The 20,281-nt window shown below is 50.9% G+C and carries 23 protein-coding genes; 10 read left to right on the top strand and 13 right to left on the bottom strand.

The window, feature by feature from the left end; genetic code table 11:
• Positions 1-77: 77 nt before the first annotated feature.
• The 4 genes from QYC28_RS02075 to QYC28_RS02060 all read right to left on the bottom strand — a co-directional run bounded on the left by QYC28_RS02075 (position 78) and on the right by QYC28_RS02060 (position 2,895).
• Complete coding sequence (locus QYC28_RS02075; protein WP_149817726.1) at positions 78-617, bottom strand: DUF2854 domain-containing protein; 540 nt, start codon at positions 615-617, stop codon at positions 78-80.
• Between the two features lie 13 nt (positions 618-630).
• Positions 631-1,122 carry a YajQ family cyclic di-GMP-binding protein gene (locus tag QYC28_RS02070; RefSeq protein ID WP_149817724.1) on the bottom strand — a complete coding sequence of 164 codons (492 nt, stop codon included), beginning with the start codon at positions 1,120-1,122 and terminating at the stop codon, positions 631-633.
• Between the two features lie 2 nt (positions 1,123-1,124).
• On the bottom strand, positions 1,125-2,411 hold the full coding sequence (locus QYC28_RS02065) for an ABC transporter substrate-binding protein (protein WP_149817722.1): 1,287 nt from the start codon (positions 2,409-2,411) through the stop codon (positions 1,125-1,127).
• Between the two features lie 142 nt (positions 2,412-2,553).
• Positions 2,554-2,895: a hypothetical protein gene (locus QYC28_RS02060; protein WP_190278164.1), complete on the bottom strand. Its 342-nt coding sequence runs from the start codon at positions 2,893-2,895 to the stop codon at positions 2,554-2,556.
• A gap of 190 nt (positions 2,896-3,085) precedes the next feature.
• Here QYC28_RS02060 and petB point away from each other — a divergent pair, with 190 nt between their 5' ends.
• Entirely contained in the window at positions 3,086-3,733 is a 648-nt protein-coding gene (gene petB, locus QYC28_RS02055) for a cytochrome b6 (protein WP_011056639.1), read from the top strand.
• 106 nt (positions 3,734-3,839) lie between these two features.
• A complete protein-coding gene (gene petD, locus QYC28_RS02050; RefSeq protein ID WP_011056640.1) occupies positions 3,840-4,325 on the top strand; it encodes a cytochrome b6-f complex subunit IV in 486 nt (161 codons plus the stop codon).
• A 57-nt stretch (positions 4,326-4,382) separates the two neighbouring features.
• On the opposite strand, the gene QYC28_RS02045 is transcribed toward petD, so the two are convergent.
• Positions 4,383-4,913, bottom strand: coding sequence for an NYN domain-containing protein (locus QYC28_RS02045; protein ID WP_149817720.1), 531 nt, complete (start codon positions 4,911-4,913; stop codon positions 4,383-4,385).
• 397 nt (positions 4,914-5,310) lie between these two features.
• Positions 5,311-5,784 (bottom strand): hypothetical protein, encoded by a 474-nt coding sequence (locus QYC28_RS02040; protein WP_149817717.1) that lies wholly within the window; start codon positions 5,782-5,784, stop codon positions 5,311-5,313.
• A gap of 175 nt (positions 5,785-5,959) precedes the next feature.
• Between QYC28_RS02040 and QYC28_RS02035 the strand changes: the two genes are divergently transcribed.
• The 6 genes from QYC28_RS02035 (at position 5,960) to QYC28_RS02010 (ending at position 10,924) form a co-directional block, all read left to right on the top strand.
• Positions 5,960-7,411 carry an ATP-dependent DNA helicase RecQ gene (locus QYC28_RS02035; protein ID WP_302679752.1) on the top strand — a complete coding sequence of 484 codons (1,452 nt, stop codon included), beginning with the start codon at positions 5,960-5,962 and terminating at the stop codon, positions 7,409-7,411.
• A gap of 120 nt (positions 7,412-7,531) precedes the next feature.
• Positions 7,532-8,230, top strand: coding sequence for an FxLYD domain-containing protein (locus tag QYC28_RS02030; protein WP_190278163.1), 699 nt, complete (start codon positions 7,532-7,534; stop codon positions 8,228-8,230).
• Between the two features lie 35 nt (positions 8,231-8,265).
• Complete coding sequence (locus QYC28_RS02025) at positions 8,266-9,051, top strand: HAD family hydrolase (RefSeq protein ID WP_149817713.1); 786 nt, start codon at positions 8,266-8,268, stop codon at positions 9,049-9,051.
• 65 nt (positions 9,052-9,116) lie between these two features.
• The gene (locus QYC28_RS02020; RefSeq protein ID WP_149817711.1) at positions 9,117-9,398 is read left to right on the top strand and encodes a hypothetical protein; all 282 of its coding nucleotides are present in this window, start codon (positions 9,117-9,119) and stop codon (positions 9,396-9,398) included.
• Positions 9,399-9,548: 150 nt separating this feature from the next.
• Positions 9,549-10,115 carry a DUF2808 domain-containing protein gene (locus tag QYC28_RS02015; protein ID WP_149817709.1) on the top strand — a complete coding sequence of 189 codons (567 nt, stop codon included), beginning with the start codon at positions 9,549-9,551 and terminating at the stop codon, positions 10,113-10,115.
• Between the two features lie 122 nt (positions 10,116-10,237).
• A complete protein-coding gene (locus tag QYC28_RS02010; protein ID WP_286649818.1) occupies positions 10,238-10,924 on the top strand; it encodes a 1-acyl-sn-glycerol-3-phosphate acyltransferase in 687 nt (228 codons plus the stop codon).
• A gap of 6 nt (positions 10,925-10,930) precedes the next feature.
• Here the strand turns inward: QYC28_RS02010 and QYC28_RS02005 are convergent, their stop codons facing one another.
• Positions 10,931-12,304 carry a 1-acyl-sn-glycerol-3-phosphate acyltransferase gene (locus QYC28_RS02005; RefSeq protein WP_149817705.1) on the bottom strand — a complete coding sequence of 458 codons (1,374 nt, stop codon included), beginning with the start codon at positions 12,302-12,304 and terminating at the stop codon, positions 10,931-10,933.
• A 26-nt stretch (positions 12,305-12,330) separates the two neighbouring features.
• A complete protein-coding gene (gene hslO, locus QYC28_RS02000) occupies positions 12,331-13,230 on the bottom strand; it encodes an Hsp33 family molecular chaperone HslO (protein ID WP_149817703.1) in 900 nt (299 codons plus the stop codon).
• Between the two features lie 139 nt (positions 13,231-13,369).
• Between hslO and mazG the strand changes: the two genes are divergently transcribed.
• Positions 13,370-14,491 (top strand): nucleoside triphosphate pyrophosphohydrolase, encoded by a 1,122-nt coding sequence (mazG, locus tag QYC28_RS01995; RefSeq protein WP_310834796.1) that lies wholly within the window; start codon positions 13,370-13,372, stop codon positions 14,489-14,491.
• Here mazG and QYC28_RS01990 read toward each other — a convergent pair.
• From QYC28_RS01990 to trxA, 3 genes are read right to left on the bottom strand one after another with little or no spacing between them, the layout of a single operon-like run.
• Entirely contained in the window at positions 14,488-16,236 is a 1,749-nt protein-coding gene (locus QYC28_RS01990) for an ABC transporter substrate-binding protein (protein WP_149817701.1), read from the bottom strand. The genes mazG and QYC28_RS01990 overlap by 4 nt on opposite strands.
• Positions 16,236-16,457 (bottom strand): sulfur carrier protein ThiS, encoded by a 222-nt coding sequence (gene thiS / locus QYC28_RS01985; RefSeq protein WP_149817699.1) that lies wholly within the window; start codon positions 16,455-16,457, stop codon positions 16,236-16,238. Before thiS ends, QYC28_RS01990 begins: the two co-directional genes overlap by 1 nt.
• A 21-nt stretch (positions 16,458-16,478) precedes the next feature.
• Positions 16,479-16,802, bottom strand: coding sequence for a thioredoxin (trxA, locus tag QYC28_RS01980; protein WP_149817697.1), 324 nt, complete (start codon positions 16,800-16,802; stop codon positions 16,479-16,481).
• Between the two features lie 207 nt (positions 16,803-17,009).
• On the opposite strand from trxA, the gene psaX reads away from it, so the two are divergent.
• On the top strand, positions 17,010-17,120 hold the full coding sequence (psaX, locus tag QYC28_RS01975; RefSeq protein ID WP_081711791.1) for a photosystem I protein PsaX: 111 nt from the start codon (positions 17,010-17,012) through the stop codon (positions 17,118-17,120).
• Positions 17,121-17,171: 51 nt separating this feature from the next.
• Here the strand turns inward: psaX and QYC28_RS01970 are convergent, their stop codons facing one another.
• Positions 17,172-17,540 carry a YccF domain-containing protein gene (locus tag QYC28_RS01970; protein WP_149817695.1) on the bottom strand — a complete coding sequence of 123 codons (369 nt, stop codon included), beginning with the start codon at positions 17,538-17,540 and terminating at the stop codon, positions 17,172-17,174.
• Positions 17,541-17,770: 230 nt separating this feature from the next.
• The gene (locus tag QYC28_RS01965) at positions 17,771-20,227 is read right to left on the bottom strand and encodes a dynamin family protein (protein ID WP_302679751.1); all 2,457 of its coding nucleotides are present in this window, start codon (positions 20,225-20,227) and stop codon (positions 17,771-17,773) included.
• Positions 20,228-20,281 lie beyond the last annotated feature (54 nt).

Genomic DNA, 20,281 nt, shown 5'->3' with positions numbered 1-20,281 from the left:
GCTATCGTAACACCTGAATTCAAGGCAAAACGGTTTACCAATCATCTTAGTCAACTGGAACAGGGTTGACCACAGCCTTACTCGCGCATGAGTGCCACCGCCACACGGTTGTTTCCCTGATCCATAATACTTACCCGAATATTGGGGCCAAAGAATGTCTGCATCTTGGCTTGCTTCGATTGCCACACCTCAAGGGGAACCGCCGGGGAGTCAAATTCTAAAATTAATGTATAGGCACCGTCCGTTAAGGTCTCGGCGATCGCCACCAAGACAGGACGCTCAGCATCCGAGGGACTCAAGCCTAAAGTGGCCAATGTGCTATCTAGGTGTGCTTCTTGGCCATAACGATAGCGGGTGACATCCTTACGGATTTGGGTTTGGGTGGGGGTTGCTTGGGCACGGCCAGCGATCGCCTCTGGGGTCGGGGCTTCACGATAGGGTACCGGCTTGAGTTCCGCCGCTTTGAGTGCCAAGCCGCCCAAGAGTAGGGGCACACCGTAGAAAAAGCCCGCTAGATTCAAGGTGGCATTCCCCGTGGCATAGGCCACCACTCCCACCACCGTCAGCAGTGAACCGACAATTAACCCCAACGTTCCCAGCGATACAGACCCCAACATGACCCTTGAACCACTAACGGTAATTTGTAAATTGTAATGGCACGGGGTAATCCTCAGTTTTCAGGCGTTGGATCACCGCTTGTAGATCATCCTTTGATTTGGCACTGACCCGTACCACATCCCCTTGGATCGAGACCTGCACCTTCTTAAATTCATTGCGGATGAGTTTGCTAATTTCCTTGGCCAGTTCTGAAGGGATGCCACGGCGCAACTTGATCAGTTGTTTCACCCGTTGACCACCCGCTGCTTCCACAGGCCCATAGTCAAAAATTTTCAGAGACAACTGCCGCTTCGCCGCCTTCTGTTGCAGAATCGTTTGCACTGAATTGAGCGTAAATTCACTATTGGTGTGAATCGTCAGTCCCTCTTTGGTTAATTCAAGGGTGGTCTGGGTATCCTTGAGGTCATAGCGGGCTTTGATCTCTCGCTCCGTTTGATCCACTGCATTGACCAGCTCCTGCCAGTCAAAGTCACTCACAATATCAAAGGAAAAGGTGCTTGCCATGCCTAGGGTTTTTGGGGATTCACTTGACCAATTACCTTTAATTTACCGTCATCCGTGACCTGCCAAATGTCGTACACCCCCACAACATCGCCATTTTCATCAATATCGACATTGCCACTAGCGCCTTGGTAGTTAATTTCTTTGCCTTCCCGCAGCAGCGCTAGGGCGGCGCACACATCATCCACTGCTTCGCCCGGAGGGTTAGCCACCTCTCGCAATTTGCTGCGAATCCCTTCACCCGTATTTTGTCCTGCGGCCTGTGCAGCCAGTACAAGGAGCGCGGCGGCATCCCAAGTCTGAGCACCAAAGGCCGGCAGATCGCTCCCTTTTTTAGCACGCCACAGTTCTCGCAGGCGACGCAGGGCTTGACCATCGGCGCCAGGAACGGTTCCCTTGGCACCGGCAATAATGTATTTGCCATCGGGAGTACGGCCCACTTGCTCAGGGAAACTTTCGGACTTGACGCCATCGGTGAGGAGAATGGCCACGTTTTGGGTGAGACCTTGCTCAAAGGCGGATTTCAAAAGCAAGCTCCCTGTTTCGGGATACAAAATCGCCACTACCGCATCGGGCTTGCCGCCAAAGGCAGCAGCAGCTTCTGTCGTGAAGGTGGTTGCCCGCTCATCATAACGGGTCGGGCGGTCTTCATTGATCACTGTGCCCCCTAGGGCTTTGAAGGCGCGGGTAAATTCCTGCTCAAAGCTGCGGCCATAGTCATTGTTGATCACCACAGTGGCGACTCGTTGATACCCCTGTTCTTTGGCCAGTTGGGCAAGGGCTTGGGCTTGGTAATTGTCGGGGGGAGCAGTGCGTGCCCAATAGCCGTTAAAGTCTCCTTTTTTGGCGCGTTCAGTCAGGAGTGTACTCGTACTGCCGGGGGAAATTAGCATCACTTGACCGCGGGTGGCAATATCGGCGGCGGCATTGGAGACACTACTGCCAAAGGAACCAACGACTCCGGCAACTCGGTCAATCTCCACCAACTTCGTCATCGCTTCTGCCCCAGAGGCAGGATTGGATTGATCATCAGCAGCAATAAGCGTAACGGGCTGGCCATTAACACCACCACAGGCATTCACCGTTTCCACCAGCAGGGGGACAACTTCAGCTATAGGGGTTCCCACGGAGGCTAAGTCACCGGTTGAGGGCAATAATGAGCCAATGCGCAGTCCCTCACCCGTTGGGGTTGTGGTGGTGGTGTCCGCCTCGCAGGCGCCAATGGTAAAGAGGAGAAGTAAGCCTGCAAAAACCTTGGCGGCTGCCCATCCGCTTGACGGTTTTTGACCCATAGTTGTACACCCTCGTAATTTGCCAGCATCCTACTGCAACTGGGGGCATCTTGCAATGCGCAGAGAGGATACCTTGCACAAAAAAAGGGGCATTCCCACATCAACAGCCCCTTTGCATCCAATGCTCTGTGGATGAGGTGTCCTAGGTAGAGGGACGAACTTGCCGCGCCATATTCAAGAAGGCAGCCATATTGGCTCCGGGACGACGCCGCGCAAACCGGGTGTAGGGAACACTGGGGGTGACAGGGGTCGGTGTGGGTGCTGCGGGAGCTGTGGCAACGGGTTGAGCGGGTTGAGGGGCAGTAGCAGGTTCAGGGGTCGGGGCAGGTTCTACCACTTTAGTAGGGGTTGGCGGTGCGGCAGGGGCCGCCGTGCTCTTATCTAATTCAATGTAAAACTCGCCCTTTTTGCCCAAACCAAAGAGTTTCGCGATCGCCCCCAATAGGCCAAAAATCGCACCAAAGAGTTTCTTCAACAGATTCATCTCAAAGCCTCCCAAGCGGTCGTTGTGAGTAAGGTAGCAGAGGAGACAGCCTCAAGTCAGCATCCTGAAGCTGTTGAGACTTTATTATCGGACGGTGGGTGGCAGCAATCAACTGAATATGGAAAGTCTGAGAGGGCATATGTTACATTTTTCAAAGTAAAGCAGCGGTTTCGCAGGACTAATCACTGTTATGAACAAAGTTTACGACTGGTTTGAGGAACGCCTCGAAATTCAGGCGATCGCTGACGACATCACCAGCAAGTATGTACCGCCCCACGTAAACATTTTTTACTGTCTGGGTGGCATTACCCTCACCTGTTTTTTAATCCAATTTGCCACGGGCTTTGCCATGACGTTTTACTACAAACCGACGGTGGCTGAAGCCTTTGCCTCTGTGCAGTACATCATGAATGAGGTCAACTTTGGCTGGTTGATCCGCTCCATTCACAAGTGGTCCGCCAGCATGATGGTCTTGATGATGATTCTGCATGTCTTCCGCGTCTATCTTACCGGTGGCTTCAAGAAACCCCGCGAACTCACTTGGGTGACGGGTGTGGTCTTGGCGGTGATTACCGTCAGCTTTGGTGTCACGGGCTACTCCCTGCCTTGGGATCAAGTGGGCTACTGGGCGGTCAAAATCGTTTCTGGTATCCCTGCGGCAATTCCCGTGGTGGGTGATCAACTGGTGGAACTGATGCGTGGTGGTGAAAGTGTCGGTCAAGCGACCCTCACTCGCTTCTATAGCTTGCACACCTTTGTGCTGCCTTGGTCGATCGCCGTCTTTATGCTGATGCACTTCCTGATGATTCGTAAGCAGGGCATTTCGGGTCCCCTGTAAGCCAAGCATCAAGAAATGTAACAGGGCCTGCTATTCTCGGCGGTTTCCCTTGTTATGCTCCAAGTAATCTCCCCCCTTGCTGACCCTCTAGGAGAACGATTGATTTATGGCAAAAGTTTTGAAAAAGCCTGATTTAACGAATCCGGCGCTGCGGGCAAAACTGAAAAAAGGCATGGGCCACAACTACTATGGCGAACCCGCTTGGCCCAATGACCTGCTCTATATCTTCCCCGTGGTGATTATGGGCACGATCGCCCTTGTGATCGGTCTAGCGGTGATGGATCCTGCCATGGTCGGTGAGCCAGCGGATCCCTTTGCCACCCCCTTGGAAATTTTGCCGGAGTGGTACCTCTATCCCACCTTCCAGATTTTCCGGGTGGTGCCCAACAAGCTGCTGGGGGTGCTCATGAATGCCTCCATTCCCTTGGGCTTGATGCTGATTCCTTTCATTGAAAGTGTCAACAAGTTCCAGAATCCTTTCCGTCGTCCTGTGGCCATGACGGTCTTCCTCTTTGGCACATTGGTGACGCTATGGCTGGGGATTGGTGCTGCTTTCCCCTTGGATAAGTCGCTGACTCTCGGCCTGTTCTAGGCATCTTAAGAAAACACTTCATTTGCTTGCGCATCTGGCGATCGCTGGATGCGCTTTTTAGTTGGGATTTTGCGAGTCAGTTTTTTCAATAAAAGGCCGAATTTCGTTCAAATCAATGTAGCGATCGGTGGCATTGCGCAGCTCACGGGCAATCATGCCTTCGGTGGAGACAACCGTAATGTGGGTGTTTTTGGAGCGCAGGAGTTCGATCGCCCGCTCAAAATCGCCATCGCCACTAAAGAGAACCACGCGATCGTACTGACCGACGGTGTTGAACATATCAATCACAATTTCAATGTCTAAATTGGCCTTTTGGTAATACTTGCCTAGGGTCTCGTCGTAATATTCCTTCAACAGTTTTGTGCGTACGGTATAGCCAAGGTTAATGAGGGCATCGCGAAACGAACGCTGATCTTGCATGTCCTTGAGGCCGGTGTACCAAAAGGCATTCACCAATACAATGTTGGGATCACGGGTGAAGAATTCGAGAACACGACGGGGATCAAAAAACCAGCCATTTTTCTGCTGGGCATAGAACATATTATTCCCATCGATAAAAATTGAGAGCCGTTCTTGATGGGTAAGCATAATTAGGGAGAACCTATAGATCAGTGATGTATGTGTAATAGAAGAACCGTTGATAGAAGTTTGAATAGGCGATGGGTTTTATACATTCTATAGGAGAGAATTTGACAGGATTCAAGAGAGCAAGAGCTAGTCCTTCAACAGGTAACAAGATAAAAAGAAGGTAAAAGGAAATATACGATAAGTTTTGCGATCGCTCGTAATCAGAAAAATAAAAGTTCGCTAATGGTTCAGTGGGAACACTTTTAAGAAAAAGAAAACATTTATTAATGCTTTTTAACCACTGCAATCTATTTTAATAGAACTGCATAGCGGATGCTATAGTTTTTTCCTTGGCGATCGCCCCTTAAACACCAAAAAAGGGGGCAGTGCCCCCAATCCTTCATGTTGTTCACTGCGTTTAATACAGGGCACGTACCGGCGGAGCTGGCATCACCGCTGGGGGGGGTGGGGGGGTCAAGAAGGGCGGTTGCGGTGGTGGTAAGGGAGACTCCACCATCAAGTTACAGGGGAAGGGAGTACCATACATTGAAGTGCAGAAGGGGCTATCGAGATCGCGGGTGCGAATCGGTGGTTGGTTGCTTTGCTGGTACCAAGCATCGGTGGAAAGGTAGTTGATCCGCCGTCCTCGATTCACGATATCATTATCGCGAAAAGTGGGAGCGCCAAATGTAAAAGCAGCATCTCCTGCGATCGAATCATCTTGCCAGTACCCCTGACTGCCATCAATACGCTCAAAAGCTTGGGGTAGGGTAGGTTGGCTAATGGGAAATTGTTGGGGATTGATGGGTTGGCGGCGGCTTTGGGCAGTTGCCGGAGCGACCACCGCTGCCAACATTGCCACGCACACCAGCGGCACAAATTTCATGCCCATAGGTTCATCTCCATAAGCGTTTTACACTTCGGCAACAGTGATAGGCCTAAAGGGTCTTAGGCATCCTAGGATTTCTTGCTTAAAATTATTCTAAATTCACTCCTCTTGCTGTTCCCAGAAGACTGTGCCGCTTTTTGCAACGCTGAGACTTCTCATCAAGGCTTAAGCCAGTGCAATGCCGGATGCCGATATAGATCTCATACAGGCCGCCCTACAACAATACTGGGGCTATTCTGAGTTGCGATCGCCTCAAGCAGAGGTGATGACGGCACTCTTACAACGGCGGGATGCCTTAATTGTCCTCCCTACTGGAGCGGGCAAAAGTCTCTGTTTTCAGTTGCCAGCAGTGCTGCAGGGCGGATTGACGCTAGTGATCTCGCCGCTGCTTGCCCTCATGGAAAATCAGATCACTGAATTGCGGCAACGGGGTCTGGCGGCCGCAGCCTATCATAGTGAACTGCCCAGCCGCCAACGCCGCCAGATTCTCTCGCACCTAAGGGACTACCGTTTGCTGTATCTTTCGCCGGAGTCCCTATTTTCCACCCCCCTTTGGCAGCACCTCTGTGCAGCACCGATTCAACTCAATGGCTTGATTGTGGATGAAGCCCATTGCCTTGTACAGTGGGGCGATCGCTTTCGACCTGTTTATCGTCGCTTGGGAACCGTGCGGCCTGCCCTGCGCCAATGTAAACCACTGCACCCGCGGCTGGCGATCGCTACCTTTACTGCCACTGCCGATCCCAAGACCCAGCGCACCCTCATTGAGGTTTTAGGTCTAGAGCAGCCTGTGCAGATCATTCACAGCCCCTATCGTGCCAATCTCCATTTAGCCGTACGCTCTGTGTGGAGTCGGGGGTATCGCCGCCATTGCCTCCAGCAATTTCTCAAGCAGCAGGGCAGAACCTCAGGCTTGATCTATGCCCGCACCCGCCGCGACTGTGAAACCCTTGCCACTTGGCTTCAGGAGCAGGGGCACCGCACCACCGCTTACCATGGCGGACTGCCGGCAGCACAGCGACGCCAAATCGAGAGCGATTGGTTGCAGGATAAGCTGCCCTTTGTGGTCTGTACCAATGCCTTTGGTATGGGGGTGAATAAACCCAATGTGCGTTGGATTTGCCACTATCAGCCACCCCTGCAACTCAGTGAATACCTCCAAGAGGTGGGACGCGCTGGGCGAGATGGCCAACCAGCACAGGCACTGGCCTTGGTGAGCGATCGCTGGGGTTTAGATCGCGAAGACCAACAGCGTTGGCACTTTTTTCAGCGCCAAAGTCAAGATACCTACAATCGCGCCATGGCACTTCAGACGCATCTGCCCCTCAGGGGTAATCTTCCGCAACTGCGACAACACTTTCCTGAGGTGGAATTGACCCTAGCATTACTGCATCAACAGGGGGCACTCCGCTGGCAAGACCCTTTTCACTATTGCCGTCAACCCTTAGCACAGGTGCCACCGCCGCCCAAAGACACTCAAGAACAGTTGATGCAAGAGTTTCTCTATCACCGCGGCTGCCGCTGGCAGTTTCTCCTCCAAGCCTTTGGTTTTGCCACTGAGGCAAGGGGATTGCGTTGTGGCCATTGCGATCGCTGTCGGCCTGCGAACCGCACCTGTAAAATACTGTAAATTCACAGATTTGTATCACTGGGACTTTGTGTACACTGGCACATAGAATGGCAGATTTACCATCAGTAAGCAAAGGTTGCCCAACAGTCATTCTGTTGCCACAAGGTAGGGGTTGCGGGCATGGGGCTACTACAAGTTGAGCAAATTCGCGAAATCCTTCAGGACGTTCTTTCAGAACATGCCGTTGTGGTTCAAGTCAATCAGTTTCGCAACCAATTAAACATTGTTTTGAATAAGCCCCCCGGCACCGTTGCCCACTATTCTGCCTTGGTGGATCTCCTCAAATCCCGCTTGGGACAGTTTCACCTCGACGATATTGCCCGCATTAAAATTATTGGCCGCATTCAAGGGTCGCCTAAACCCGATTGGGAAGAGGTGATTGATCTACGCCCCCCCAACCCAGCCCTAGCTGCCCCTGTGTATGCTTCCTCAGCTCCGTGGGTGGTGGCGATCGCCGCTGGGGTTGTGAGTTTACTAGTGATCTTTGGCTATCATCTCGGTCAGTGGCAGCAACAGCAACGCATGCAGCAGTTGATTGGCGGTACCCTTGCGCAACAAGGCGTCACCATGGCCGATTTTAAGTGGCACCTCGAGGGCGGTGCACCGTTTATTGTGGGCGTTCTGAAAAACTACAGTGAAGAGCACTTTCGCATGATTCAGGCGGATTTTGAACTCTTTGACAAGGCCGGGCAGCGGGTCGGTGCCGTTTCGGTACAGGTTTATGGCCTTGGTCCTGAGGAAACTTGGCACTTCCGTGAACCCGTGGGCAATCATCAGGCAGTGCGAGCACGACTGGTAAAATTACAGTCATTCCATTAAGTTTTCCCCTAAAAGGGGTAGAGTAAAAACCCTCTATGGCTCACCTCAAAGCCCTGATTTTTGACGTGGATGGCACCTTAGCGGACACTGAGCGGGACGGCCATCGCATTGCCTTCAATAAAGCCTTTGCTGCGGCAGGCCTAGATTGGGAGTGGGATATTCCCCTCTATGGTCAACTGCTGGCGGTGGCGGGGGGTAAGGAGCGGATGAAGTATTACCTTGATCGCTTTCGTCCCGATTGGCTACGTCCCCAAAATTTGGATGCCCTGATTGCCGACCTGCACAAGGCGAAGACCCGCTACTATACGGAGCTATTGGCAGAAGGGGCGATTCCCCTGCGGCCGGGGGTGAAACGGCTGCTCACTGAAGCCCGTGAAGCAGGATTACGTTTAGCGATCGCCACCACAACCACCCCTGCCAATGTCACCGCACTCCTTGAAAATGCCCTTGCTGCTGATGGCGTCAGTTGGTTTGAGGTGATTGCCGCTGGGGATGTGGTGCCCGCCAAGAAACCTGCGCCCGATATTTACTTCTACACCCTTGAAAGAATGCGCCTCTCGCCCCAAGAGTGCCTTGCCTTTGAGGATTCCGCCAATGGGATTCAGGCAGCCACCGCCAGTCGCCTAGCGACCATTATCACGATCACCGACTACACCAAGGATCATGATTTTCGGGATGCAGCGCTTGTCTTGGATTGCTTAGGGGAACCCGACTACCCCTTTCAAGTGATTCACGGTGAGGTGGGTTGGACGACCTATGTCGATGTGCCCCTATTGCGATCGCTCCACCAACAGTGGACAAGTACATTGAGTCACCGATGATTTTCTGGCCACAGCGTTTTACAGTGAAGAATATACGAACCTAGCCTGAGTGATTAAAGAACGCAATGTACACGATTGATTTAATTCTGCGTCATGTCCCCATGCCCGTGAGCATTGAACGCAAGGAAAGTGCCGCAGCGACAGCAGCCTATCAGCAAATTCAGCAGGCGATGGCCAGTGGCACCCCGACTGTCCTCGAACTGACGTGCGATCGCCAAGTGGGCAAGAAGTTAACTGTCCTCACCTCAGAAATTGTGGCTGTGCAAATGGCTGATAAGGATGCTCCCTCCAGTGTGACTAGTCGTGGGGGATTCTTTGCCCAGCTCGTACAGCAAACCAGCAACTAAGGAAAAATCTCTCAACAAAGTTTAATTTTTCTTCGCAATGGTGATTCTTTGCCGTTAGGATACTAAGCAGACTGATCCGTAGGGGAACGTCTAGCGAATCCTCCCCGTCTGAAAGTCAGGTATCTGTGGTGTGTCGTAATAGGGTTGTCTATGGTGAAGCGTTTCCTACCGGTTCTGATTCTGTTGGGGTGTAGTCTTGGTCTTGTGACCCCTGCCCTTGTGCGAGCCCAAGCCAATCAGGGCTTTACGTTTACTTGGGGAGATGGCCCTAGTGGACGGCAGCAACTCCAATACCATCTAGAAAACGGCACCCCCGGTTTTATGGGCGATCGCTACTGGCTGCGCTTGGGTGAACAAAAAGTCGCGATTAATCGCATTAACATTACTTATCCCGATTACTACAATGGCATTATTGATCCTAGGGGTATCGAGGTGCGGGTAGGGGGCGATCGCGGGAATCGCTTTTTTCAATTCCGCCGTAATCTTGGCCAAAAAATTGAATTGGCGGAGGTGTCCCTTGACCGCGATAACCGCGTCATTGACATTGTGCCCGCAGAGGTCATTCCCGCAGGTACGCCAGTACAAGTTGTCTTGAACAATGTCCGCAATCCCAATCATGGCGGGATGTACTACTTCAATGCGCGCATTGGCTCCCCCGGCGATATTCCCCTGATGCGTTATATCGGGACTTGGATTCTGAGTATTGCCAATAACTAAGCCAATAACTCACTGGGACTCAATTTGCCAATTTGCGAACTGGTTCGCCATCCCTAGCCAGATTCGGGCGATCGCCCTAGGCTAGTCCTTGTGTGTCACAGCCGGTTCACTCTTCACGCCTGATGCTAGATTCTGTCAAGTCCTCATTCCCCCACATTTCGCCTCTCCTCACTCCCCTGATGTACCGTCTGGTGGGGGATATTGTCCTGCGGCGCTATTTTCGTACCCTTGAGGTGCAAGGGCAGGAGCAGATACCCAAAAGGGGGCCTGTGATCTTGGCACCCACCCATCGTTCCCGTTGGGATGCGCTCATTATTCCCTATGTGACGGGACGGCGGGTGAGTGGCCGCGACCTCTACTACATGGTCTCCCACGATGAAATGCTGGGACTGCAAGGCTGGGTGATTGGTCAGTGTGGTGGTTTTCCCGTCAATACCCAAGCGCCTTCGGTGAGTGCCTTGCGGACAGGTGTGGAACTTCTGCGGCAGGGACAGGCGTTGGTGGTCTTTCCTGAGGGCAATATCTTTCGCGATCGCCAGATTCATCCCCTAAAGCCGGGCTTGGCGCGTTTAGCCCTTCAGGCAGCTCAGCGCTGTCAAGAAGCGATCCAGATTCTGCCGATTTTACTCGATTATGCTCAGCCCTATCCGCAGTGGGGAAGTGAGGTCAAGGTGATCATTGGTGCCCCCTTGAGTACGGGCAATTACGATGTCACCCACCCAAAAAGTGCTGCCCAAGAACTGACGAGTGATCTTTTGAGGGCACTGCAGCAGCTTCAAGAGGGGCGATCGCTCCTGTGCTTGGCTTGAATCCCTCTAAGAATCCGTAGGCACAATCAAGGCTTCAAATTGTTGGCGAATCTGATCAGTGACTTCCTTGACGGCCTGACGTGCCCCTTGGCGATCGCGCCGATACAGCGGCCAATAGCTCTCTAAATTGAGCGGGTCTCCGACACTGAGGCGCACCTGCCGCAAGCCCACCAAGCGATTCACATTTGGGCTTTTTCCCTCGAGCCAATCAAACGTCCGCCAGAGAATCAGTGCCACATCGGCAAAGCGATCAATCGTGAATTTCTCACGGATATAGCTACCCGTAATCGAGGTAAATCGCTCCGCAAGACGCATATGACGTAATCGCACATTGGCTTCCTCGGCCAACCAATCGGCTAGACAGCGCTCTACGGCAGACAGTTGTGCCAAATCACCGCGAAACATCCGTTCCCAAGCAGCCTGCTCAATCCGTCGGCAGCGACTCACAAAATCTTCACTGGCCTTAAGACCAAAGTAGGACTCTGCCACTACAAGGGCACTGTTGAGGAGTCGCTGAATTCGTGCCGCCAATTCCGCATTGGGGGAGTCAAAGGGGGGCAGCTCTGGAAAGACTTGGCGGTAGGACGTGGCATAAAAGGTCTCTAGGCGATCCAGTAGGTGCATCGCCAAATTGAGCAGGCGGCGGTAGAGTTCCTCTGGCTGGGTACTGTCGCTATTGGTGGGGCAGCCGAGGCGGTTTTCCAGTTGAGTCATCAGCCAACCCATGCGTTCCCAAGAGGGCTGACTGAGGCTGTACTGAATGCCAACGGGGAGAATGACCACAGGGAGCGATCGCCCCGCCTTAGTTAAATCTTCCAGACACCAAAATCCCAGTTGTGCCACGCCCGGCTCTAAAGGTGCGACCAGTTCATTGTGTTCATTCGTTGCCCCCTCCGGCGCTGCTGCTAGGGGAAATCGTCCCTCCAAGAGTAACTCCCGTGCCGATCGCAGGGCTTGGCTATCGAGCTTGCCGCGCATGATGGAAATCCCCCCCAACCGTGAAAAGAGCCAACCAATTTGCTCCCCTGCCCAGAGGGGAATTCCGCGATCGTAGAGAAAATAACCATTTGTCGGTGGTTGCAGCCGAATCCCCAGTCGCTGAGCGGTCTGGGGCAACAGATGCCACATCAGGTAGCCCATCACCAAAGGATCATCCGTACAAGGATGGCGAAAGGCAATCAGCAGCCGTACCTGCCCCCGTTGAAACTGTTCGTAATAACGGGCAAGGGTCTCGACATTCACCCCTTCCACCCGATTGAGACCAAGGCCGTAGCGGATGTAAAAGGGCAGGAGCCGTGCCGCCGTCCACCAAACTGGATAGCTAAACCGCTGGGGGAGAAAATCCAACGGGGGTTGGGCAGTCGCAACCACACTGGACATGACACAAACTCCTCAGAAACAAGAGTTTAGACTGAGGCAGTGGCCAACTCCGCAATCAACTGTTCCAACATCGGCTGATCCGCCCAATAGACAGCATTACAGAACTGACAGGTGGCTTCCGCCTTCGCCTCTGTGGCTAGAATATCCTTTAATTCTGCCTCCCCTAGGAGCTTGAGTGCCGCTAGCATCCGTTCATGGGAACAGCCACAGTGGAAGCGCACCATTTGCCGTTGGGGCAAGATTTGCAAGTCCATATCCCCAAGGAGTTCCTGAAAGATATCTGGCAGTGTCCGCCCCGCCTGTAGCAGGGGTGTAAAGCCCTTGAGATTGGCCACCCGTTGTTCAAGGGTGGCGATCAGGTGTTCATCATTGGCAGCTTTGGGTAGCACCTGTAACATCAACCCACCGGCGGCAGTCACCCCGGCCTCTTCAACAAAAACACCCAACATCAGGGCTGAGGGGGTTTGCTCTGAAGTGGCGAGGTAGTAGGTGACATCTTCGGCAATTTCCCCGGAGACAAGCTCTACCGTGCTGGAATAGGGATAGCCGTAGCCAAGATCGTGGATGACGTAGAGATACCCCTGATGACCCACTGCCGCACCCACGTCCAGTTTGCCCTTGGCATTGGGGGGCAGTTCAACACTGGGATACTGCACATAGCCGCGAACCGTGCCATCGGCACCCGCATCCGCGAAAACCGTTCCTAGGGGGCCATTGCCTTGAATGCGCACATTCACCCGCGCTTGGGGCTGTTTGAAACTAGAGGCGAGAATTAAGCCAGCGGCCATGGTTCGTCCCAAAGCAGCCGTGGCCACGTAGGAGAGTTGGTGGCGTTGGCGGGCTTCATCGGTGAGTTGAGTGGTAATGACGCCCACTGCACGGATGCCTTCAGCCGCAGCCGTTGCTCGCAACAGAAAATCTGCCATGATTAGCCTAAAGAAATGTTTCGTTACACTTAGTTTATCTCCTTTCAATTGACCCTAAGGGCAGCCACCTGACGGGCAACATTTGGGAGACCCCTAGCAAGAACCTCAGGAAATTGGCGATGATAGGCAAACAATCGTGATGCAGCGTCCAGTGATTGCGCCTATGGCCATGTCCTTAACTGTTTTGTCGGCGGCAACTGTCTTGGCAGAAGCAACAGAATTGCCTGAAGGGGGTCTGATTACGGAGATTCCGACGCTGGCGATCGCCCACCGCTTGGCACACCACCTCCGCCACCACTGGCCTTTAGAGACACCCTTGACGCTCATTGACGCCCAACACCAGAGCACACTCCTCACCCTTGGCGAATTAGCAGAACTAACGGAGGCCACCTGCCCGCTACAACTGTATGTGCCACCCCCCCTACCAGAGGCACTGATTCAGTTTCAACGCTTGATTGACGTGGTTCGAGAACTGCGCCATCCTGAGCGAGGCTGCCCTTGGGATTTGCAGCAAACACCCACCACCCTCATTCCCTACGTTCTTGAGGAGGCCTATGAAGTCGTCCATGCCCTTCAAGAGGGAGACAGTAGGGCGATCGCCGAAGAATTGGGAGACCTGTTGCTGCAAGTTGTGCTCCAGAGTCAACTGGCCCAAGAAGCCAATCAATTTACCCTCGCTCAAGTTATTCAAGGGATTACCGATAAGCTGATCCGCCGCCATCCCCATGTCTTTGGTGAAGTGGCACTCACCACTGCGCAAGAGGTGCGCGATCAATGGGAGCAAATCAAAGCGGCTGAAAAAGGGGCTGAAGACCGCCTCCCCCTGAGTCAAAAGCTGCAACGCTATGCCCGTACCCTGCCCCCCCTGATGGCGGGTATGAAAATTGGGGAGCGAGCTAGTCGCGCTGGCCTAGATTGGCCGACCATTAGCGGTGCGTGGGAGAAATTTTACGAGGAACTGGCGGAATTTCAAGAGGCGCTTCTGCAAGGGAATGCCGAACACCAGATTGCCGAATTAGGGGATCTGCTCTTTAGTGTGATTAACCTCGCCCGCTGGTGCCAACTTGACCCCGTGCATGCGCTGCAACAGGCCTATCAACGCTTTATCCAACGCCTCGAACGCATTGAGGCTGCCATCGATCGCCCCCTTGAAACTTACACCCTAGAAGAACTGGAAGCCCTATGGCAACAGGCCAAGGTACAGTTAGCCGCAGACAACCGAACCGAAGTGCCACCGGAGACCAAACCCGAAGAGGCCTAATCCATGGCTGCCATTTCCACTTTCAGTTCATCGAGGTTCCACAGCGCTCCCCCTAAAGCGGTGGGATTCGCGCCCACCACATGATTGCGAAAAGCCGTGAGGGAGAGGGGATTCACCAAGTAGATAAAGGGGAGATATTCCTGAGCCAGCCGCTGGGCTTCAGCATAGATTTGCTTGCGCTGTTCTAGATTGAGTTCCTGTGCCCCCTGTACATAGAGATCACTAATGCGCTGCTCCCAGTCAGCCACGACTCGACCCGTGATCGGCGGTTGGTTGGGGGCCGGTTGCTGATTGAACGTATGCAAAAGGCCATCCACGCGCCAGATATTGGCACCGCTATTGGGTTCATTGCCACCCCCTGTAAAACCAAGGATGTGGGCTTCCCACTCTAGGGAATTGGACAGGCGATCTACTAGGGTACTAAAAGCCAAAAATTGCAGATCCACCTGCATCCCGATCGCCCCCAAGTCCTGCTGAATTTGTGTCGCTATCGCCTCACGGATTTTGTTGCCCGCATTGGTAATCAGTGAAAAGCGGACGCGGTTCCCTTGAGCATCAAAGAGGCGACCTTGATTGTCGTAGCGGAAGCCTGCCTCTTGCAGTAATGCCTTGGCTTTGGCCACATCGTAACGGTAGGTGGGCAGTCCCTGCTCTGGGGAGAAGTAAAAGGGGCTTTGTACGGGAATCGTTGAGTGTTGGGGCGCCCCTAGGCCTTGGTAGATATTGTTAATCATCCGCTGGCGATCGAGGGCATAGGCCACTGCCTGCCGGAAGCGGACATCGTTAAACCACGCCGATTTCACCGGATCTACGAGGGGCTTGCCATTGCGCCGCCCACGATTCAGATTAAAACACAAGAAGAGGGTGTTGGGACTCGGTCCACTGTTGTAGATGCGAAACTGGCCGCGCTTTTCTTCCCGCTTGAGGAGGGAAAACATCTCAGGGGTAACGGCAAATAAATCCAGACCGCCTGAGCGAAATTGCAGCATGGCGGTGTCGGTGGATTCCACAATTTGCCAAATAAACCGTTCAAGATGGGGTAGGGGCGATCGCCAGTAAAAGGGATTGCGCCGAAAAATCAGCCGCTGGCTATTCACATAGCGATCCATGACAAAGGGACCATTCCCCACAATCTGCCGTGGATCCGTATCAGTTCCCCACATTGACAAAAACTTCAACCGCCCTTGACTATCCCGTTCTCGTACGGCCTCCCGCAGCAGATGGGCGGGCAAAATCGGCAGACCCGTGTTTCGTAAAAAAGGGGCAAAGGGTTCGGGGAGCTTAAAGGTTACTTGGCGATCGCCTTGGGCCGTCACTTCAGGGAGCAACCCCTTCTGGCCAATGCGCAGAATATCGCGGCTACTGGTGGGAATTTCCGGATTGAAATAGATCTCGTTGTAGGTAAAGACCACGTCCTCACTGGTGAGGGGCATCCCATCCGACCATTTCAGATTCGGCTTGAGTTGAAAGACAATCTCGAGGGTTTCAGGCTTAATTTGCCAAGACTCAGCAAGGGCTGGCTCTAGCTCACCTGTAAGGCCATTTTCTTGAATTAACCCTGTGTAAAGGTAGCCAAAGACATTGGGAGATTCTTGGCTCAGGGCATAGTTAAAGGTTTTTGGGTCTGAGGTGACGGCGGTCACCAATTGGTTGCCACGCGGCGTAATTAGGCCAGCACAGCTTCCGAGGCTGAGGGTGCATAGACAAACCAGTAGCGCAATTAGAGGCCATCGCCACCCGCGCATCAGCCGCCACCGACAATCGTGACAATTTCCAAGCGATCGCCCGCCTGCACATAGGTGGTGTCCCAAAACTGCCGATGCAAAATCTCACCATTGTATTCAATGGCAACAAGGCGGGGGTGAATGTTGAGCAGGTCACAGAGTTCTGGAATTGAGAGCGATCGCCTCAAGGTGTGAGGAGTGCCATTGACATGGATGACGATCGCTGGCTCAACAGGAACCATAGTGACAAGGGCATATCCAACCTAGAGGAACTGGGCAAGGGTTGCTTCAATTTTGGTTTTGGGTACTGCACCCACCAAAATATCCACCTTTTGACCGCCCTTGAAAATCATCAGTGTTGGGATGCTGCGAATACCGTAGTCGGTGGCCACTTTAGAGTTTTCATCGGTATTCACCTTGACAACCTTGACCCTGCCCTGATACTCATTGGCAATTTCGTCAACAACGGGAGCCACCATGCGACACGGTCCACACCAAGGCGCCCAAAAATCCACCAGTACAGGAATATCACTATTTAATACTTCTTCTTCAAAGGTGGCATCCGTGACGGACAATGCACTAGACATAAACAGAACCCTTATAACGAATCAGCAGCCTTAAAAATATACTCTAGCAACCTTTAGACCAATCTTGGGCTTTAGATTATTTTTTGATACCCTAAGCAGTCTAGCTCGCGGCTAGGTTTGATTTGCAGTATATCACGTCGCCCTCGGCATACAGGAGACTATCGGCGTATAATAGGGTTGCCGTTTCCTATCCAGAGGATGTCAACTATGGCAACAAAATCTGCAAAACCCACCTACGCTTTCCGTACCTTTTGGGCTGTGCTGCTGTTGGCCATTAACTTCTTGGTTGCCGCCTACTACTTTGGCATCCTCAAGTAGGACTTCAGAGGAAGGGATGGAGGGGGCACCCTAGCCCCCCATTACTGGTAATCACTTCAACTCACGGCCAAAGGGCAGTAATCCTAAAATCATCAGCTTGAAATGCTGCTGTGCAAAGGGCAGGCCAATAATCGTCACCGCCAAGAGCAACCCCCAAAAGAGGTGATTGAGGGCAATACCCCAGCCCACGACCAAAAGCCACAGGATATTAAAGATCATCGTTAGGGTGCTGTTGGCATCGGGCGCTTCAACAACTTGCTTCCCAAAGGGCAATAGAGCACTCCAGCCCAGTTGAATGGCTTTAATCCCAAAGGGAATGCCAATGATCGTCAGGCACAGCGTCACACCGCCCAGCATATAGCCAATGCCCGTCAGGAAGCCGCCAAAGATTAGCCAAATGATATTGCCCAGAAGACTCATGATCCGCTGCTCCAAACATTACCTAAGCCTAGCCTAGCAAGTAGCCAGTCGAGGAATTCTGCATAGGCAATCTGAGTCTGGAACCATGACGGTGGCAGTTGTCCAAAATAGGTCATCGCAAACTCAACTCTCACATCTCGTTCACGGTTGTAGCGCTGTTGGGGTGTAAGTGCATTATCTTGGGGGGAAAGGCGCAGGAGTCGCTGCACCCTCTCCGCTGGAGTTTCCTATTATACAGATTCAACCCCAGCTATTTTCTTTAATTCAGTCAGATTATCAATTATCAAATTATTCTGCTGATTTAAGTAATCTAAATCATCTTCATTTCCTTGTCTTTTTTGCTCTATTTCATAACGTTGGCTATCTAAGTATTCTATTGATGTTTCGGAAACTTGTTTTACTGTTTCTTGAATCCTTTCTCTTGAGTCATCTATTATTGCTGTAACCCATCTTGTGATCGCTTCAACAACTTTGTTGTTAAATTGAGACGCCCCTAATGATGATTCCCAACTTACATAAAGCGCGTCAATAATTGTTAGTTTTAAATCTTTGATTTCTTTTATTCTTTTTATTCTAGTGTCATGATCAGTACTAGAGCCAAGTGCTGCACCTAAGCCAAACCCAATAGCTGCAGCTGCACCAACCCCTGCAGTTGCAAGGCCAAAGGCTAGACCTAGTAAAGCCCCAGCTATTCCTCCCAAGAATGCACCGCCTGCAGCAGCTTCCCCCGTGTCTTTAAGATTGGGAATAGAGATAGATATTCTTTTGGCTATTGACAAGTTTCTCAAGAGATCATCTACATTAGGATAAGATCGAGCAGCTTCAATGCTAGTCTTAATACGTTCTGCAATACTCAATTGAGGTAAAATTTCATCTATTTTATGGATCAAGTTATCAAGAGTAATTTGGCTGTAGGAGTTAGCAAAGTTTTCGAGAGTGGAGCGATGGGCTTGAATGAGAAACCTAGTTCGTTCTTGACAAGCTTCTTCTATATCAGAACTAAGTACAATAATGGCTCCCTCAATTGCCTTCCTTACTTGGTTAATTGTTTGACTTTTTATGTTGTCATCCGCATCTAAAACATTAATTAGAATGTCGATGCTTTTGTCAATAACTTCACTAAGGTTTTGGCAATTTTGAAGAACACGATCGAACAGATGGAGTTGAAGAATTTGCCCTAAATTATCGTAATTTCTAAAACCTCCCAAGTATTCATTTACAGGACTTAAAATTTCAATTGATAGAGCTCTTTTGACTTCACTTGGAAAGTCAATTATTTTAGTAATACTTCCTTCACACTGCTCAGGAAGTCCTAACTCTTTTATCTTGCTTCTTTTTTCAGTTTCAGTACTTTCAGATATCATTACATTACTTAACTGATTTAGTTTGTTACTAAATTCTTCAAAAGTTTCTTCTATCTTTTTTTGAATTTCTTCCTGTTTGATTTTGATTTCTTGCTTTTCTTCTTCAATTTGCTCAATTAAGATTTTACGTTTAATTTCAAGAGCAGTACCTATCTCTGCTTTAAGTTTTTTAGATTTGTTAATGAAATCTAATAAAATGGGTGCAAGAACACTTTGCCGAAATTGCAACTGACAGCATTTACCTAGAGTTTGCCAAAATATCCTGCCACCACTTATATTCAAGGCATAGTCTAAAAGTTTTTTAGATTCTTCTGATGTAAGTGCTGTTTTACGACGAGATTTCCGTCTTAGATCATCATAGAAATTAGCTATTTCTTCATTTTCTTTTTCTTCTCTTGTAAAAATATTTGCACAATCATGCAGCAGGTTTTCTAGAATATCCAATTGATAGGCTGATTCTGAGTAAGCATGAATTAGCTGTGCATAGTAGAGGAATAGTGCTGTCATTGGAATGATTTCAGGTGGTGTGCCTAGCCCTAGGGTTGTTTGTATTTGTGCCTTCAAGTTCTGAATGCGGTTTTCTATTGAGTCGTCTTCACTCGTACGGCTATCTATCTTATTTAGAATGAAAATCATCATTTTGGGGTCTCCCCCAAACCACTCTACAATGTCTTTTAATTCTTTAAGAAGCGTTTCCTGTTTATCACTATCTGTTTCTTGATAATTAATTGTAACGATACTAAAGCAGCCTTTGATGGTATCGTGAATAAGCTTTAAGTGTTTTTGATCGTTAATTGATTTCAAGCCAGGTAGGTCAAGAATTTCGATGTTCACGCTCTCTGGTAGTCCAATTTTTGAGCGATCTATGACTGGCAAAATTGGGCAATAGACCTCAATTTCAGGTAAGGGAAGGTCGGACTCTACTTTTTTTCTTTCATGGTAACGAGTCATGCACTCCCTAATCTTACTGTAGATATCCTCATCAGTGAGGTTTTGCCAACCAATCGTGGGATGAATGACTAATCTATTTTGAAGGCTGTGATGAATGCGTAAAATTCCTGCACTCATTTGCTGTGCTTCAATTGGCGCAATTCTACGACCAATAAGGGCATTAACAAGGGTAGATTTACCTGAAGATGTAGTGCCAATAGTAGCAATGCGAAAGGTAGGATGTTCTAGCCGTTCTTTGGCTTCGGTGTAGGTATCGTAAAACTGTTGGAGTATTTCCTGTAAGTGAGGCTGGTTAAGAATTTGTGGATCGCGTTTAGTAATCTGGTTAACAGCAGTATCTACAGCCTTGAGGTGTTCGAGAGCAGCCTCCAAAAGTCTAGAGATTTCCATGGTAGCAGTGAAGTAAAATAGCAATTTTGCTTGATT

The organism is Thermosynechococcus sp. HY596 (assembly GCF_030518715.1).
In the GTDB taxonomy this organism is placed as follows: domain Bacteria; phylum Cyanobacteriota; class Cyanobacteriia; order Thermosynechococcales; family Thermosynechococcaceae; genus Thermosynechococcus.
The sequence above is the reverse complement of the archived record's forward strand: the minus strand, read 5'-3'. Positions and strand labels throughout refer to the sequence as shown.